We start from the raw sequence: 16,126 nt of genomic DNA, 5'->3' as shown, positions 1-16,126 counted from the left end.
TGAATCGCCCCTACTTTCCTAGACACCTCAAGAGCCTCAAACTGAGGTCAATCAGGAGGTGTTATGAGCAAGCAGCAACGTTACACGGAAGAATTCAAACTGGCCGCCGTCAAGCAGGTGACTGAGCGCCATTACCCAGTGGCAGAGGTCGCTGAGCGACTTGGTGTTTCCAGCCACAGTCTTTACGCCTGGATCAGGCGCTACAGCCAGCCCGCCGTGCAGCAACAGCATGACTCCAGCCAGCAAGCCGAAATTCGGCGCCTCAAGGCTGAACTGCGCCGCGTCACCGATGAGCGAGATATCTTAAAAAAGGCCGCCGCGTACTTTGCCAAGCTGTCAGGGTAAGGTACGCCTTCATCCGGGTGCACGCGTCCACACATCCCATCCGCCGACTGTGTCGGATGATGAATGTCCACCCGAGCGGTTATTACGCCTGGCAGCACCAGCCTTTATCTGCCCGCGCACTTGAAGACCAACGCCTCCTGGGCCAGATCAAGCAATGTTGGCTAGAAAGCGGGGGCGTCTATGGCTATCGCAAGATCCGGGATGACCTGCGAGAGATGGGCGAGACCTGTGGGAAACACCGGGTGGCGCGATTAATGCGTCATGAAGGTTTGCGTTCACAAACCGGTTATCGTCGCCGTCCCGGTCATTATGGTGGCCGGCCAACGGTGGTTGCACCGAATCATCTTGAACGCCAGTTCGATGTGACTGAGCCAAATAAGGTCTGGGTAACGGACATCACTTATATTCGAACCCATGAAGGCTGGCTCTATCTGGCCGCGGTATTGGATTTGTTTTCACGACAAGTCATTGGTTGGTCAATGGGGCCACGGATCGACCGAGAGTTGGCCATCAGCGCGTTACTGATGGCAGTGTGGCGACGGCGACCCGAGCAGGAAGTGCTGGTTCATTCTGACCAAGGGAGCCAGTTTAGCAGCTATGACTGGCAGGATTTTTTGCGGGAGCACCGGCTCAAGGCCAGCATGAGCAGACGTGGCAATTGCCATGATAACGCGGTGGCGGAGAGTTTCTTCCAACTCCTCAAACGCGAGCGGATCCGACGTAAAACCTATGCAGATCGGGAGGAGGCCCGGCAGGATGTGTTCGATTACATTGAAATGTTTTACAACCCCAAGCGTCGGCACAGTTTCAACAATGGGCTATCGCCAGTAGAGTGTGAAAAGCAATATTTCGAACGGCTCAAAAGTGTCTAGAGAAGCCGGGGCGATTCACTTACCTTTCTGGGCATAACACTCGTGGATGGCCTTCAGAGGCTATGCAGCAAAACCTTATCAAGCCCCTCCCCCGCCCGGAGAAACCACAGCCTGCCGCCCTATGTGGACGCGATAGATGACGCTCTGCCGATCGCCCCAGGCACTCACCACGACAACGTTGGCAACAGAGCCCTCACCCCCTTCGCCAGGAGCAAAATTTTCTCGCAAACGATTGGAAAAAGAAAAGGCGCCTCAAGGGCGCCTTTTTGACAGTTTTGCGTTACCGCTGGGAGAGAGGCGTTAGCCGCTTATTCCCACGCCTTTTATTCCCACTCAATGGTTGCGGGCGGCTTGCCGGAGACGTCGTACACCACGCGAGAGATGCCGTTGATCTCGTTGATGATGCGGTTCGACACGTGGCCGAGGAAGTCGTACGGCAGGTGAGCCCAGTGGGCGGTCATGAAGTCGATGGTCTCGACGGCGCGCAGCGCAATGACCCAGTCGTACTTGCGGCCATCGCCCATGACGCCGACGGAGCGCACCGGCAGGAAGACGGCGAACGCCTGGCTGACCTGGTTGTAGAGGTCGGCCTTGCGCAGCTCTTCGATGAAGATGGCGTCAGCCTTGCGCAGCAGGTCGCAGTACTCTTTCTTCACTTCGCCAAGCACACGCACGCCCAGGCCAGGACCCGGGAAGGGGTGACGGTAGAGCATGTCGTAGGGCAGGCCGAGTTCGAGGCCGACACGGCGCACTTCGTCCTTGAACAGCTCGCGCAGCGGCTCCACCAGACCCATCTTCATCTCTTCCGGCAGGCCGCCGACGTTGTGGTGGGACTTGATGACGTGGGCCTTGCCGGTCTTGCTGGCAGCGGATTCGATGACGTCCGGGTAAATGGTGCCCTGGGCCAGCCACTTGGCGTTCTTGAGCTTCTTGGACTCGTCATCGAACACCTCGACGAAGACGCGACCGATGGTCTTGCGCTTGGCCTCCGGCTCGTCGATGCCCGCGAGGGCGGAGAGGAAGCGCTCTTCGGCGTCGACCTTGATGATGTTCAGGCCGAAGTGATCGCCGAACATGTCCATCACCTGCTGGCCTTCGTTCAGGCGCAGCAGGCCGTTGTCGACGAAGACGCAGGTGAGGCGATCGCCGATGGCGCGGTGCACCAGCATGGCGACCACGGAGGAGTCCACGCCGCCGGAGAGGCCCAGGATCACCTCGTCGTCACCCACCTGCTCGCGGATGCGGGCAACGGCGTCGTCGATGATGGTGGCCGGGGTCCAGAGGCACTCGCAGCCGCAGATGTCCTTGACGAAGTGCTCCAGCATGCGGGCCCCCTGACGGGTGTGGGTCACTTCCGGGTGGAACTGCACGCCGTAGAAGCGCTTGGCTTCGTCGGCCATGGCGGCGTGGGGGCAGGTGGCTGTCTGGGCAATGGTGGTGAAGCCGGCGGGGATCTCGGTGACCTTGTCGCCGTGGCTCATCCAGACATCCAGCAGGGCATTGCCGTTGTCGGCAATGGCGTCTTCGATGTTGCGCAAGAGAGCGCTGGTCTTGCCGGACTGGCCCAGCACTTCGACCTGGGCGTAGCCGAATTCACGCAGGTTGGAGGACTGCACCTTGCCGCCGAGCTGCTCGGACATGGTCTGCATGCCGTAGCAGATGCCGAACACCGGCACGCCGGCGTTGAACACGTACTCGGGGGCGCGCGGGCTGCCCGCCTCGGTCACGGATTCCGGGCCGCCGGAGAGGATGATGCCGCTCGGATTGAACTCGCGGATCTGCTCTTCGGTTACGTCCCAGGCCCACAGCTCGCAGTAGACGCCGATTTCACGGACGCGACGGGCGATGAGCTGGGTGTACTGGGAACCGAAATCCAGGATAAGGATACGGTGGGCGTGAATGTCTTTAGTCATTTTATTCCTGCATCAGGCTGATGTTGTCACAAAAAGCACGGGATAAAAAAAGGGTGGAAAAACGGGGCGCAGAGCCCCGTTTCATCAGCCCATCCGGTAGTTGGGGGCTTCTTTGGTAATGGTCACGTCGTGAACGTGGGACTCTTTCATCCCGGCGCCAGAGATGCGCACGAACTCGGCCTTGGTGCGCATGTCGTCGATGGTCGCGCTGCCGGTCAGGCCCATGGAGGAGCGCAGGCCGCCCATCTGCTGGTGGATGATCTCTTTGAGGCGGCCCTTGTACGGCACGCGCCCTTCGATCCCTTCCGGCACCAGCTTGTCGGCGGCGTTGTCGGTCTGGAAGTAACGGTCGCTGGAGCCCTTGGACATGGCACCCAGAGAGCCCATGCCGCGGTAGGACTTGAAGGAGCGGCCCTGATAGAGCTCGATCTCGCCCGGCGCCTCTTCGGTACCGGCAAACATGGAGCCCACCATGACGCAGCTTGCGCCCGCGGCGATGGCCTTGGCCACGTCGCCGGAGAAGCGGATGCCACCATCGGCAATCACCGGCACGCCGGTGCCTTCCAGGGCGTCAACGGCGTCGGAGATGGCGGTGATCTGGGGCACGCCCACGCCGGTCACGATACGGGTAGTACAGATGGAGCCCGGGCCGATACCGACCTTGACGGCGTTGACACCCGCTTCCACCAGCGCCTTGGCGCCAGCGGCGGTGGCGACGTTGCCGCCGATGATTTGCAGGTCAGGATAGGCTTCACGGGTCGCCTTGATGCGATCCAGCACGCCCTGGGAGTGGCCGTGGGAGGAGTCAATCAGCAGCACGTCCACACCGGCTTCCACCAGGGCGGCGACGCGCTCTTCGTTGCCTGCACCGGCACCGACGGCGGCACCGACCCGCAGACGGCCACGCTCGTCTTTGCAGGCGTTGGGCTTGCGCTCGGCTTTCTGGAAGTCCTTCACGGTGATCATGCCCTTGAGCTTGAAGTCGCCGTTGACCACCAGCACCTTCTCGATGCGGTGCTTTTGCATCAGGGCCACCACCTCTTCACGAGGGGCCCCTTCACGCACGGTCACCAGACGATCTTTCTGGGTCATGATCTGTTCGACGGTCTGGGAGAGATCGATGACGAAGCGCACGTCACGGCCGGTGATGATACCCACCAGCTGGTTGCCGTCAGTCACCACGGGGTAACCGGCGAAACCGTTCTTGTGGCTCAGCTCCTTGATCTGGGCGATGGTCATGTCAGGGCGCACGGTAACGGGGTCGCTGACCACGCCGCTCTCGTACTTCTTGACCTTGCGCACTTCGGCAGCCTGCTGCTCGATGGACATGTTCTTGTGAATGAAGCCGATACCGCCTTCCTGGGCCAGTGCGATAGCCAGACGGGCTTCGGTCACTGTGTCCATGGCAGCGGAGATCATCGGGATATTCAGCGTGATCGCAGACGTGAGCTTGGTACGCAGGTCGGCGGTATTGGGGAGAACAGTGGAGTGGGCTGGAACCAACAGTACATCGTCGAAGGTCAGCGCTTCTTTGGCAATCCTGAGCATGGCAATATCTCACCGTTGAGGAGTGGGGGTGTAAAATATTGCCGACAAATTTTACTCATGCATTGGGCAGTGGTAAAGAAGTTTTTTGAATTTTTTATGGCGTAGCCCGATTTAACGCCACCAACAGGGCAAAAAACCAATAAATTCAGCCGTAACCATGCCGTTTTTCCCGACAAGATGATCTTTTTTGCCGTTGAGCCCCTTTCTGCCGCCAGTCTCCCGGAACGACCTTTTTCCCCTCGCGGCCATCAGCCAGACCGGCGGTCAGTTCCCCTGATAGCGGCCCGGCTTGTGCCAGTTCATCAGCATGGCGTTCATGGCCAGCGCACTCAGGGTTGACCAGAGCAGCAGGGGAAGCGGCAGGGTGAGCAGAGAGAGCGCAAACACCAGCACATCCAGCACCATCTGGCTCTTTCCCGCATTGATGCCGGTGCGCCGTTGCAGCCAGAGCGTCACCACGCCGGTGCCCCCCACGGAGGCATTGTGGCGCGCCAGAGACAAGACCCCCATGCCGAGGAAGGTTCCCCCCACCAGGGCGGCAAACAGGGGGTGGACATAGCTCACCGTCAGCAGCAGCGGCACCGCCTGGGTGGCCGCCGAGAGGGCGACGTTGACGATCAGCGTCTTTAGGGTGAAGGCGCGCCCCATGGTGACGTAGCAGAACACCATGAAGGGCAGGTTCACCAGGAAGAAGAGCACGCCGATGGGCAGGGTGCTGACATGGGCGATCAGCAGGGCGATGCCCGCGATGCCACCGGTGATCATGCCGGAACACTTGAGCAGATTGAGCCCCACGGCGATAAACATGACCCCGAGCACCATGCCGTAGACATCGTCCTTGAGGGTATGGGCCAGCCCCCTGCCCGCAGCCGCTGGCTGCATGGTCATTTCACCTTCCATATGACTCCTTAGATCCGATGTGATGGTGGCATCCGTTGCCCGACAACCAGGCCGCATTGGGGCTGATGGCGGCGACCCGTTCACCTTGCCGTCCCCACCCCCAATCTTGCGTCCCCCGCCCCCTTATGTCGCCATCGTGGGGATGACAAGGCACAGCAAAAAGAGCGCCAATCAAAACAAGAGTCCGTGATACCATAAATAATCGGATTTAAATTCCGATAAATGCGCAATATGCAGGTCGAATGCACCACTTCAGTGATCGGCCAACACAGTGGCGCAGCATGTTTACCCGAGTCACCGAGAAAGGCCTCGTGGTATCCCCTAAACAGCCCGGTTTTTCGGCAGATCATGTCGATACGATGCCGCTTTTCAGCATGGATGATGCTTGTCATGGGGGAAATCCGGGGGCCAAACGGCGTGTTTCTTCGGGGCGGGCTCCAGGGGCGGATGTGGATGGAGCGCACCAATAAAGTGCAATTGCACCAATATAGATCAACCGAGTGGCACAGTTTGCCTTGCACCGCGGCGCAAAGGCGACATGGGCACCGCTTTGCTCACTGCCACGAGCACTGCAATATGCAGAGCATGGAGTGACTCGGGCGGCGGATGCACCACTCCCCTTCCCTCTAGCCCCCTGCCCATGAGCGTGCTGGTCGCGAGTCCACAGGTCTGTCCATCCATCAGCCCCTCCGCAGCCAGAGTCCCATCAGGATGGGGCATCCATTCAGGCAGAAGGCAGAATAAAAAAGTCGGCCCGAAGGCCGACTCGCTGCACCCTGTGACAGGGCTTCCTTACTTGAGGTATTTGCCGTCCGCGCCCACCTTGCCTGGGCCGTTCAGTACCCAGACCCGCGCCGAATAGGCGGGCACCGCAAAGCTCAGGCTGCCGTTGCTGACGCTCTGGCTCGCACCGGTTACCGCGTCCGTGTAGGTGCCGTTCTTCAGGCCACTCAGGTTTATCTGCTGGGCCGAGTTGGCCGCAAGGCCCACGGCAGCGTAGCTCCCTTGGGCGCTCAGATCACGCACGAAGCTGATGCCGCTCCCCCACTCGTTCACCTGGCTCATGGGCGCCTTTTGCAGGGCGGGCACCGCCTTGCGGATCTGGTTCAGGCGCTTGATGTGCTGATAGAGCGGGTGGCTCGGGGTGGCGGGGTTGTCCAGCACCTCCCCGTAGTAGGCACGACCGGTCTGATCCACCGTCATGGTGGCCCCGTCGATGTCCTGGGGCTTGCCCGCCTGGAACATCACCTCCTCCCCGTAGTAGAGGGTCGGGATCCCCCGCGCCGTCCAGAGCAGGTTGTAGGTCATGGCCGCATTCCCCTCTTCCCCGCCGTAGCGGTACTTGAAGTCATTGTCCGGCCCCACGTCGTGGTTCTGGAAGAAGGTGATGAGCTTGGTGGCATCCCCATAGACCCAATCCATGGCGAAGATCCCCCCTACCCCGCCAAAGTTCCCCCGGGTGACGTTGTCACGGAAGGTGGAGAAGAGGGAGAAGTCCAGCACCGAGAGGCCGGAATCGCCCCCTGCACGGGGATTGGCCGGGTTGGCCGTGGTGCGGGTGTACCACCAGGGGCGGATCACCGCCGAGGCATTGTCGTTGGCCAGCTCAGAGCCCCAGCCGGTGCCCTTGACCAGGTTTTCGCCAAAGACGAACAGCCCCGGCTTGTGGGCCTGCCAATCATGAACATAGGTCAGCAGTTCGTCCCGCTCGATGTGCTTCAAGGTATCGATACGGATGGCATCGACCCCCATGTCGAGGTACTGACGAATGGCGCCGTTGAGGTAGTCCTTGACGTTCTGGTTGCCGGTGGCGAGATCGATGCAGTCCCCCGCCATGTGCTTGCGCTGCAGGGCAAGCGGGCTCTCCCAGTCACCGCCGGACATGAAACCGTCCAGGTGATACCAGGCGGGATCCAGGGTCTGGGCGTCGATGCCGAAGAAGCGGTTTGGGTTGTAGCCTGCGCTCGGCACGGTGGCGCCGGTTTTGGGGTCTACCAGGGGCTGGGTGCCCGCCGGATCGGACTGGCAGCGGGCCTTGTACCAGTCGGGCGCCGCCGGGTTGTCGTCGTCACAGCGGTTGGCACTGGCGTAGTCCCCAAGATTGCCCTGATAGGGACCATTGTTGATGAGCCCCTGGCTCGACCCCGCCGGTACGTAGTATTTGACGGGCAGGCGATCGATCCAGGTCTTGCCGCGCAGGCCGTACTGGCTCGAGTGGTTGAGCACCACGTCCTGAATCACCTTGAGCCCCTTGGCGTGGGCCGCCTGGATGAACTCCCGGTAACCCGCCCCCGGCGACTCCAGACGGGGATCGACCCGGTAGAAGTCGTAGGCATGGTAGCCGTGGTAGTCGAGGCCGGAGCGGTTCTCCACCGGCGGCGTCACCCAGATGGCGGTGAAGCCGAGATCCTTGATGTAGTCGAGCTTGGCGATCAAACCCTTGAAGTCGCCACGCCACTGGGGATCCCCCGCCTTGTAGCGATCCCGGTTGTAGTAGTTGTTGCTGGCATCGCCATCATAGAAGCGGGCAGTCAGCAGGAAGTAGATGCTCTCGGCACGAAAATCGCCGCTCGCCACCCCCTGCTCGCCGATGCGGTACTCGAAGCGCTGCTCGCGCTGATTACCGCTGGCGTCGATGGCAAGGGTGCGGATCACCAGATCGGTGCCACTCCCCTTGTCACTCGCCACCAGGGGCTGGCCTGCATAGCGGGCCGATGCCGTGGTGGGCTGGCTGCCGTCCGTCGTGAAATGCACGGCGGGGGCGCTGTCCTGATCGTCGCTCACTCCCAGGGTGATGGACTGGCTGTCCACATAACTCCCCGGGGACGGGGTGGCCGTCACCGTGGGGGCCTGCAGATCGGCCCCGGCCAGGGTCTCCACCTCGATGGCCTTGCGCAGGCTGTCAAAACAGATGCGATAGCTTGTGTTGGCGCTGACCAGGTAATCCTGGGCCGGATACGCCTCGGTCCAGTCCCCCTTGTGGTCAATCTTGAAGCGGGGGTTGTTGCTGCCAAAGGCCTGCTCGGTGCAGAAGATGGTGCCATCCTCGCTGGTCATGGGGGTGAGCCCCCAGTTGTTGGCCGTGCCCCGGAAGTACCAGCTGTCGCTGCTCTGTCCTGCCCCGACCACCACGCTCACGCTGCTGCTGCCCTTGGCGCCCTGATCGTCGGTGACCGTAAGGCCATAGGTGAAGGTGCCGGTCTGGGTGGTGTTGACGACGATGCTCTCCGTGGTCTCGCCGCTGCTCCACAGATAGCTCGCGATCTGGCCGTCAGGATCCGTGGAGTCGCTGCCGCTCAAGGTGAGCGACGCCCCCTGGGTCACGTTCACCGTCCCCCCCGGGGTGATGACCGCGAGCGGCGGCTGGTTGTCATCCCCAAGGGGGGTGATGCTGTAGGCCAGGGTCTGATCGTTGACCTGGATGCGCACCGTGCCCACGGCGCTCCAGAAGATGTCGCCGCCACTTTTCTCCAGCACGCCGTCGCCGTTGCTGTCGCCAAAGTTGACGGCCCAGTCCCCAGCCTGATCAAACTTGAGGCGCTGGCTCGCCTTGCCATCCATGTAGGCTTCCACCTGCCACAGGTGATCCCCTACCAGGGTCATGGGGAGGCTGGCCCAGCCGTTGAAGGTGCCGCGCACGTTGAGCTGCGGCAAGGTGCTGGCAAACCCCGAGGCCTCGCAACTGGCCACTGCCGTCGCGCTCACCGCCTGGGTGCTGGCGTTGATGCGGATCTGGTACGCCGTGTTGGCATTGACCCCGTAGTCGGCCGCCGGGTAGCTCTGCTGCCAGTTGCCGTACCTGTCTATCTTGAAGCGCGGGCCGCCGCTGGCATCCCCGCTCACGAAGCGCTGGCAGGTATCAAAATTGACGCCGTCCGTCGACGTCATGGCGGTCGCCGCCCATCCATTCGCGGTGCCCCGGAAGAACCACTCCGCCGCCGTGCTCGGCGCCGTGATCAGGGTTCCCAACAATCCGGCCGCGAGTATCCATCTAGCCATTGATAGTCCTTTATTTTCATTGTTTGTGTGTGATGCCGGTGTGTCCCGGCATTCCTCATCCGCGATGTCCCGCCTTCGAATGAGTCACGCCAGTCTAGGGCGTGCACTGCTCGATTCATGGCCAATGCGTATGAAATGTGACCGAAATCGCCCCCTGGATAATGCAGATGTGATTGATAGCGCTTTCATTTCTGCTTGAGCGAGGGAGAGAGCGGCGCGACCCGCTGTGGCGCCCCCTGACATGGACAGTCCCTGGACGTGTCTGCCCCGAAGGCGCTCCCTTTCTCGCCTCCAATCATGGCTCGGGGCGGCCCTGGCGCTGACGCACCTGATTAAAACGCGATTGATAATGTTTCTTGTTTGCAAGCTATCCGATGGCGCATGCTGGGCGCCGAGGCCCGGTTTCGGGGCCAATCCCATCGACATTCGAGTACGAATATGACGACCAGCGAGAAGGCAGGCTGATGGACGCCTGCGCAATGAGGCCGACCTTTGGCCGCGACAAGCCGGCATTTGGCCCGGTTCACCTTGCCTGCCTGGCCGTCGCCCTTGCCCTGCATCTCGCCCTCCTCTGGCTGATGCAAGGCAGCCGCCCCGCCCCCGTCACGCCCCCCGAGCCCATCACCTTGTCTGCCCGCTGGGCCGGCGAGTCGGACAAAGATGACGCACCGGCCAAGCCGGCGGCGCCAGCGGCCACTCCGGCTCCCCCTCGGGAGGTGAAGAAACCGGCACCTGTGCCGCCGAAAGTGGTCAAGCCGGTCGTCAAGAAACCGGCTCCCAAACCGGCGCCCACTCCGCCAAAGCCCAAGCCAGTACCGATGACCAAACCAGCGCCAGTGGCCAGGGCCGAGCCGGTGGTCGAGCCCTCTGCACCTGCTACCCCGCAGACGGCGGCCAATACCCAGAGCGCGAGTGGCGCCAGTGCGCCGCCGACCAAGTCCCGCCAGACTGGGGCCGGGGCCGGCAGCAGTGCCCCCATCGCACGGGATGCCAGGCTGAACAACCCCGAGCCTCCCTACCCTCCGGAGTCACGCCGACGGGGAGAAGAGGGGCGCGTGGTATTGAAGGTCCGAGTCAGCAAGGAGGGCACCGCCGAGTCGGTCGACGTGGAGCAGAGCAGTGGTCATCGACGCCTGGACATGGTCGCCCGCAAGACCGTCAGCCGTTGGCGCTTCATTCCAGCCAAACAGAACAATACCGCCGTCCCAGCCTGGACAGGGGTTACCATTATTTTCAAGCTAGGAAACTAACCATGAATCCGGAAATCGAAACAAGCGGGATGGGCATAACGCATCTGCTCAGCCAAAACACCGGGGTGGGCCTGATCCCGCTGATCCTGCTGGTACTAATGTCGCTCGGCACCTGCTACTACGGGTTGCTCAAGCTCTGGCTTGACCATCGCGAGCAGCGCCTGAACGCCCGTTTCCTGGGGGTCTTCTGGCACCATGAGAGCGTGCAGGCGATGGCGAACCAGCTCGCCCAGACGCCCCCTGAAGAAGCCTGCGGCAGGATAACGAGTGCGGCACTGACGGCGGTTGCCCAGATTGAGCGATCCCAGGGACGGGCCGCCTCCCTCAAGCTGGGTTCCCCCGACGACTTCTTGCTGCGCGCCCTGCGCCAGACCATCAGCGCGGAGCGGATCCGCCTCGAGCACGGCTTGGCCTTCCTCGCCTCCGTCGGCTCCGCGGCCCCCTTCATCGGGCTCTTTGGCACCGTCTGGGGCATCTATCACGCCCTGCTGGCCATAGGGGCCGCGGGCCAGAGCAGCCTGGACAAGGTCGCAGGCCCGGTCGGTGAGGCCCTCATCATGACCGGCTTCGGTCTCGCCGTCGCCCTGCCTGCTGTGCTGATCTACAACTTCTTCGTGCGCCGCAACCGCCTGAAACTCGCGGCGCTGGACGAGTTTGCCTACGACCTGTTCACCCTGCTGGTGACCGGCGTGGAGCAGAGCGCCTCCAGGGTGACGCCACTGGCCGCCGTCGACAGCGCCAAGCAGGGGCAGATGTAATGGCTTTCGGCAAACTTCCCGGGGAATCGGACGAGCAGCCCCTCTGTGAGATCAACATGATCCCGATGATCGACGTCATGCTGGTGCTGCTCATCGTCTTCATGATCACCGCCCCCCTGCTCACCAACGCGGTCAAGCTCGAGTTGCCCGAGGCCAGCAGCCAGGTCAATCAGCCCAAGCAGGAGGATGTGATCCTCTCCATCGACGGTGCCGGCAAGATCTACTGGAACGACAAGCAGGTCGATGAGACGGCGCTGCTCGCCGAGATGGTCAAGGCCAGCGAGGCCAAGCCGGAGATCCCCGAGATCCAGCTGCGCATCGACAAGCGCGTGGAGTACGGCGCCATCGCCAAGGTGATGGCACAGGCCTCCCAGCACGGGTTACACAAGATAGCGTTCGTCAGCCAGCCTGAAAGCGAGTGATGGCCAGGAAGAGAGCAACTCGTGTAACAAGGCATCAGCCAGGTGGTGCCTTGTTTATTGGCCCCCCCTATACCCGGTTGCCAGCGGCGGGACTGCCCTGCATGATGCAAGGCCGCCCCGCCATTTCAAGGAGAGAAGATGAGAACATCGGATTACGGGAGATTGCTCGCGCTGGCAGCCATCTGGGGTGCCAGCTTCTTGTTCATGCGCATCGCGGCGCCGGCGTTCGGCTCGGTCAACACCACCTTCCTGCGGGTCTTCTTCGCCCTCGTCGGGCTCGCCGCCATGCTCCTGCTGCTGCGCACCCCCATGCAGTTTCAGGGCAAGATCAAATCCATCATGGTGCTTGGCATCATCAACTCCGGCGTCCCCTTCCTGATGTATGCCGTGGCGGCCCTCTGGCTGCCCGCAGGGTATTCCGCCATCCTCAACGCCACCACGCCCCTGATGGGCGCCCTCATCGGCTTCTCCTTCTTTCACGAGGCGCTGACCTTGCGCAAGTGGGCCGGCGTGATGCTGGGGCTGGTGGGCATCGGGCTCATCACCACCACCGGGGAGGTCGACCTGAGCGGCCAACTGGCCATCGGGGTGCTGGCCTGCCTCATCGCCACCGCCTGCTATGGCTGCGCCGGCTTTCTGACGAGGCGCTGGGTCACCGAGCGGGGAGGTCTGGACGCCAAACTGGTGGCCTTTGGCAGCCAGATAGGGGCCGTCCTCTTCCTGCTTCCCTTCTTCGGCTACACCCTGGCGACCGGCCCCGCCGTCGACTGGGCCCAGCCTGGGGTCTGGGCCAGCGTGCTGGCGGTCGGCTTCCTCTGCACCGCCTTCGCCTATCTGCTCTATTTCAGGCTGATCGCCGACATCGGCCCCCTGCGAAGTCTCACTGTCACCTTCCTCATTCCGCCCTTCGGCATCCTGTGGGGCTATCTGGTGCTGGGGGAAACCCTCACCGGCGGCTTCGTGTTCGGCGGCGCCGTGGTCTGCCTCGCGGTCTGGCTGGTGACCAGCCCCGCCAGAGCCGTCAAGCCGGCCAAGGCACAAGCCTAGGCTCCGCGTCATCTGCCGGGCCCATGGCTCGGCAGATGGGCGCAACTGGGGTAAGATGACCCCCATCGTTTCTCCCGCCCCGGCGGACACCACAGCAGGGCCAGCCTTGAATCACCTCGAACCCGCCAGTCAGAGCAGACAACAGCAGATCTTCACCGTCACCCGCCTCAACAGCGCCGTGCGCATGATCCTGGAGCAGGATCTGGGGCTGGTGTGGCTGACCGGGGAGCTCTCGAACCTCGCGATGCCAAGTTCCGGCCACTGGTACTTCTCCTTGAAGGACATGTCGGCCCAGGTGCGCTGCGCCATGTTCAAGGGCAACAACCGCCGGGTGCCGTTCCGTCCCCAGGATGGCATGCAGGTGCTGGTGCAGGCGCGAGTCTCCCTCTATGAACCCCGGGGCGACTACCAGCTCATCATCGAGTCCATGCAGCCCGCCGGGGATGGCATGCTGGCCCTGCGCTTCGAGGAGCTCAAGCGCCGCCTCGGTGCCGAAGGGCTCTTTGACGAAGGGCGCAAGCGCCCCTTGCCCCGGGAACCCCGCGCCGTGGGGCTGGTCACCTCCGCCACCGGCGCCGCCCTGCACGACATGCTGACCGTCTTGCGCCGCCGCGCCCCGGACTTGCCCGTTTTCATCTACCCGACCCAGGTGCAGGGGAGCGCCGCCACCGCCCAGATCGTCTCGGCCATCATGCTTGCCAACCGCCGCGCCGAGGTGGATGTGCTCATCGTCGGACGCGGCGGCGGCTCCCTTGAAGATCTCTGGTGCTTCAACGAAGAGGCGGTGGCACGGGCCATCGCAGGCTCCGCCATCCCCGTGGTGAGCGCCGTAGGACACGAGGTGGACGTCACCATCAGCGACTTTGCCGCCGACCTTCGTGCCCCCACCCCCTCTGCCGCCGCCGAGCTGGTGGCGCCGGACAGGCGCACCCGCGCCCAGCGCCTCGTGCACCTGCGCCAGCGGCTCACCCAGGCCATGAGCCGTCACCAGGTCGCCGCCCGCCATGGCTTCGTCCTGCTGCAGAAGCGGCTCGATCATCAGGATCCCAAGCGACGGCTGGAGCAGCAGTCCCAGCGCCTCGACGAGCTCGACCGCCGCTTGCAGCAGCACCTGCGTGATCGCCTGCACCAGGGGGAGCGGCGCCTCGCGGGCCTCGCCATGCGCCTGCAGGCCAGAAGCCCCGAAAAGCTGCTGGCCATCGGCAAACGTCGTCACCAGCTGGCCGAGGAGCGCCTCCATGCCCTCATCGCAAAACGCCAGGATCTCGCCCGCCACCGCCTCGCCATGCTGGGAGCCCGCCTCGACGGCATCAGCCCGCTGGCCACCCTGGGGCGCGGTTACGCCATCGTGCGCACCCCCTCCGGGGAGGTGATCCGCCGCGCATCCCAGGTCAATGCAGGCCAGACCCTGATCACCACCCTCGCAGAGGGAGCGCTGCGGGTACGGGTGGACGAGGTCGACAACTGCTGACAAAAAGTGGGGGCTTGCACCAGGCCCCCGCCACCTTTCTGTGCTCCGATAGCCCGTTATACCAGGGCATGACCGGCCATCTTGCCCGGGTGGCCGGATGGTTTCTCGCCCCCCTTGATCCCCCCCGGTGGATTGCACCTCAGATACTCGAACAACCCGGCCTGCAAATTCACGTTCCAGAAACGCCCCGCCAGGGTGAGGGCGAGACGCTCGGCCGAGAGCCGTGCCAACCCGTGTCGCTGCCAGGCCTCAAAGAGCGGCATCAGGTGGGAGACCAGCCCCTGTGGCAATTGCGACAACGCCAGCCATCCGGTGTCGAGCCCCCCTCTCAGCAACCCGTCGAGACGGGCATCAGGATTGGGCCTCATCACCATGCCGGGAGCACGCACGCCCTTCGCCTGCGCCTCATGCCAGGGCGCCAGCTCCCGGCCATACATGAGGCCGTGGCCGTGAATGTTGCCCCCCGCCCCTGCGCCGAAGGGCAGGATCTCGGCGCCCCACTTGGCCATCTGGTTGTAGCGGCTCTGCTCGGCATCGATGCGCCGCCAGTGGCTGCAGGAGAGCCGCTCCCAACCCCCCGCCTCCAGTGTCCGGGCCCCGTCGGCATACATGACTGCCCGCTGCTGGCCATCGGCGGCCCAGCCCAGGGTGCCTTTCTCGTCGGCGCGCGCCAGATTGGTGCCCGCCATGGAGATGAGTTGATAGAGATCCACCCCGTGCACCCCGCTCGCCATCACATCCGCAATATCCTGGCGCCACACGGCCTCATCCTGACCCGGCAGACCGAAGATGAGATCCGCCACGATCACCGCCTCGTTGTGGCGGGTCAGCGCCGCCAGCCGGGCCAGCAAGGTCTCCCTGTCATCGAAGCGGGCCGCCTGCTGGCGCACGCGGGTATCAAAACTCTGTACGCCGAACGAGAAACGATTGAAGCCACCCGCCAGGGCCGTCTGCCACTTCTCGTCATCAAAGCCGTTGAGCCGCCCCTCCAGGGTCAGCTCCGCATCCACGGTCAGGGGAAAACGGCGGATGGCGCTGGCCAGGCGGGCGAGATCGCCCGCCTCCATGTCGGTTGGCGTGCCGCCCCCCACATAGACCGCCGAGAAAGGCCGGCTCTGGACGAGCGGCGTCTCGGCTGCCTGGTGCAGCGACCCGCAGAGTGCCTCCATGTAGCGGCTCATGCGCGCCGGATTGGCGCCGTTTTCGAAGAAGTTGCAAAAACTGCAGCGCTTGCGGCAAAACGGGATATGGATATAGAGCGCTCGGGCCTTGGCCTCGCTCTCCTGCTGCCACCAGGCTTGCCAGCCGGCATCGTCCAGCATCAGGGGGGCGGCCCCTCCCCGGCTGGCATGGGCCGACGTCTTGGCGGTGAAGGCGAATTTGAGGGGATCCGGGGTACAAAGCCCCGTCATGGTCGAAGAAAGCTGGAGAGTCGTCACTGGGGTTACCCTGCGTAAATAACGCAAATGATAACGAATATCAGTTGCAGGTATTTGTGCTGGATCAAGTCGGGAAGGATTGAGTCGTCACTCTGTCTCCATCAGGGCAGCAGCGCGTCAGGCAAGGAAGGCGTGAAACAACAAGGGAAGAGAGCCACTCTC

At 63.1% G+C, this 16,126-nt stretch carries 11 protein-coding genes; 6 read left to right on the top strand and 5 right to left on the bottom strand.

Annotated features, from left to right (window positions below; all coding sequences use genetic code 11):
- The first annotated feature begins 63 nt into the window (after positions 1 to 63).
- Positions 64 to 1,217, top strand: a protein-coding gene (locus AB5Y80_RS08870; protein WP_139739419.1) for an IS3-like element ISAeca4 family transposase whose coding sequence is annotated in 2 segments (ribosomal slippage) — positions 64 to 301 and positions 301 to 1,217 — 1,155 coding nt in all. Because the reading frame shifts where the segments join, the coding sequence is not laid out codon by codon here.
- A gap of 323 nt (positions 1,218 to 1,540) precedes the next feature.
- Here the strand turns inward: AB5Y80_RS08870 and guaA are convergent.
- From guaA to AB5Y80_RS08850, 4 genes are all read right to left on the bottom strand, one after another.
- The gene (guaA, locus tag AB5Y80_RS08865) at positions 1,541 to 3,130 is read right to left on the bottom strand and encodes a glutamine-hydrolyzing GMP synthase (RefSeq protein WP_010674550.1); all 1,590 of its coding nucleotides are present in this window, start codon (positions 3,128 to 3,130) and stop codon (positions 1,541 to 1,543) included.
- Positions 3,131 to 3,214: 84 nt separating this feature from the next.
- Positions 3,215 to 4,678, bottom strand: a complete 1,464-nt coding sequence (guaB, locus tag AB5Y80_RS08860; protein WP_010674549.1) for an IMP dehydrogenase — start codon at positions 4,676 to 4,678, stop codon at positions 3,215 to 3,217.
- A gap of 264 nt (positions 4,679 to 4,942) precedes the next feature.
- Positions 4,943 to 5,578: a YitT family protein gene (locus AB5Y80_RS08855; RefSeq protein WP_010674548.1), complete on the bottom strand. Its 636-nt coding sequence runs from the start codon at positions 5,576 to 5,578 to the stop codon at positions 4,943 to 4,945.
- 792 nt (positions 5,579 to 6,370) lie between these two features.
- Positions 6,371 to 9,577: an alpha-amylase family glycosyl hydrolase gene (locus AB5Y80_RS08850; RefSeq protein ID WP_368172815.1), complete on the bottom strand. Its 3,207-nt coding sequence runs from the start codon at positions 9,575 to 9,577 to the stop codon at positions 6,371 to 6,373.
- Positions 9,578 to 10,041: 464 nt separating this feature from the next.
- Between AB5Y80_RS08850 and AB5Y80_RS08845 the strand changes: the two genes are divergently transcribed.
- From AB5Y80_RS08845 to xseA, 5 genes are all read left to right on the top strand, one after another.
- Complete coding sequence (locus AB5Y80_RS08845; protein WP_324047388.1) at positions 10,042 to 10,827, top strand: energy transducer TonB; 786 nt, start codon at positions 10,042 to 10,044, stop codon at positions 10,825 to 10,827.
- A 2-nt stretch (positions 10,828 to 10,829) separates the two neighbouring features.
- Complete coding sequence (locus AB5Y80_RS08840; protein ID WP_368172814.1) at positions 10,830 to 11,585, top strand: MotA/TolQ/ExbB proton channel family protein; 756 nt, start codon at positions 10,830 to 10,832, stop codon at positions 11,583 to 11,585.
- Positions 11,585 to 12,007: a biopolymer transporter ExbD gene (locus AB5Y80_RS08835; RefSeq protein WP_042881928.1), complete on the top strand. Its 423-nt coding sequence runs from the start codon at positions 11,585 to 11,587 to the stop codon at positions 12,005 to 12,007. The genes AB5Y80_RS08840 and AB5Y80_RS08835 overlap by 1 nt, the downstream gene beginning before the upstream one ends.
- A gap of 138 nt (positions 12,008 to 12,145) precedes the next feature.
- A complete protein-coding gene (locus tag AB5Y80_RS08830; protein ID WP_368172813.1) occupies positions 12,146 to 13,054 on the top strand; it encodes a DMT family transporter in 909 nt (302 codons plus the stop codon).
- Positions 13,055 to 13,160: 106 nt separating this feature from the next.
- Entirely contained in the window at positions 13,161 to 14,525 is a 1,365-nt protein-coding gene (gene xseA, locus AB5Y80_RS08825) for an exodeoxyribonuclease VII large subunit (RefSeq protein ID WP_103260020.1), read from the top strand.
- 56 nt (positions 14,526 to 14,581) lie between these two features.
- Here the strand turns inward: xseA and hutW are convergent, their stop codons facing one another.
- Positions 14,582 to 15,937, bottom strand: a complete 1,356-nt coding sequence (gene hutW, locus AB5Y80_RS08820) for a heme anaerobic degradation radical SAM methyltransferase ChuW/HutW (RefSeq protein WP_103260019.1) — start codon at positions 15,935 to 15,937, stop codon at positions 14,582 to 14,584.
- Between the last annotated feature and the right edge of the window lie 189 nt (positions 15,938 to 16,126).

Origin of the sequence: Aeromonas sp. R2-1 (assembly GCF_040908425.1) — a bacterium.
GTDB classification, from domain to species: domain Bacteria; phylum Pseudomonadota; class Gammaproteobacteria; order Enterobacterales; family Aeromonadaceae; genus Aeromonas; species Aeromonas caviae.
Note: the sequence above shows the minus strand (reverse complement) of the source record. Positions and strands in the feature narration are given on the sequence as shown.

Coding starts and splice junctions, on each gene's coding strand:
- guaA (WP_010674550.1), bottom strand. CDS start 3,130: ATGACTAAAGACATTCACGCCCACCGTATCCTTATCCTGGATTTCGGT.
- guaB (WP_010674549.1), bottom strand. CDS start 4,678: ATGCTCAGGATTGCCAAAGAAGCGCTGACCTTCGACGATGTACTGTTG.
- AB5Y80_RS08855 (WP_010674548.1), bottom strand. CDS start 5,578: ATGGAAGGTGAAATGACCATGCAGCCAGCGGCTGCGGGCAGGGGGCTG.
- AB5Y80_RS08850 (WP_368172815.1), bottom strand. CDS start 9,577: ATGGCTAGATGGATACTCGCGGCCGGATTGTTGGGAACCCTGATCACG.
- AB5Y80_RS08845 (WP_324047388.1), top strand. CDS start 10,042: ATGGACGCCTGCGCAATGAGGCCGACCTTTGGCCGCGACAAGCCGGCA.
- AB5Y80_RS08840 (WP_368172814.1), top strand. CDS start 10,830: ATGAATCCGGAAATCGAAACAAGCGGGATGGGCATAACGCATCTGCTC.
- AB5Y80_RS08835 (WP_042881928.1), top strand. CDS start 11,585: ATGGCTTTCGGCAAACTTCCCGGGGAATCGGACGAGCAGCCCCTCTGT.
- AB5Y80_RS08830 (WP_368172813.1), top strand. CDS start 12,146: ATGAGAACATCGGATTACGGGAGATTGCTCGCGCTGGCAGCCATCTGG.
- hutW (WP_103260019.1), bottom strand. CDS start 15,937: ATGACGGGGCTTTGTACCCCGGATCCCCTCAAATTCGCCTTCACCGCC.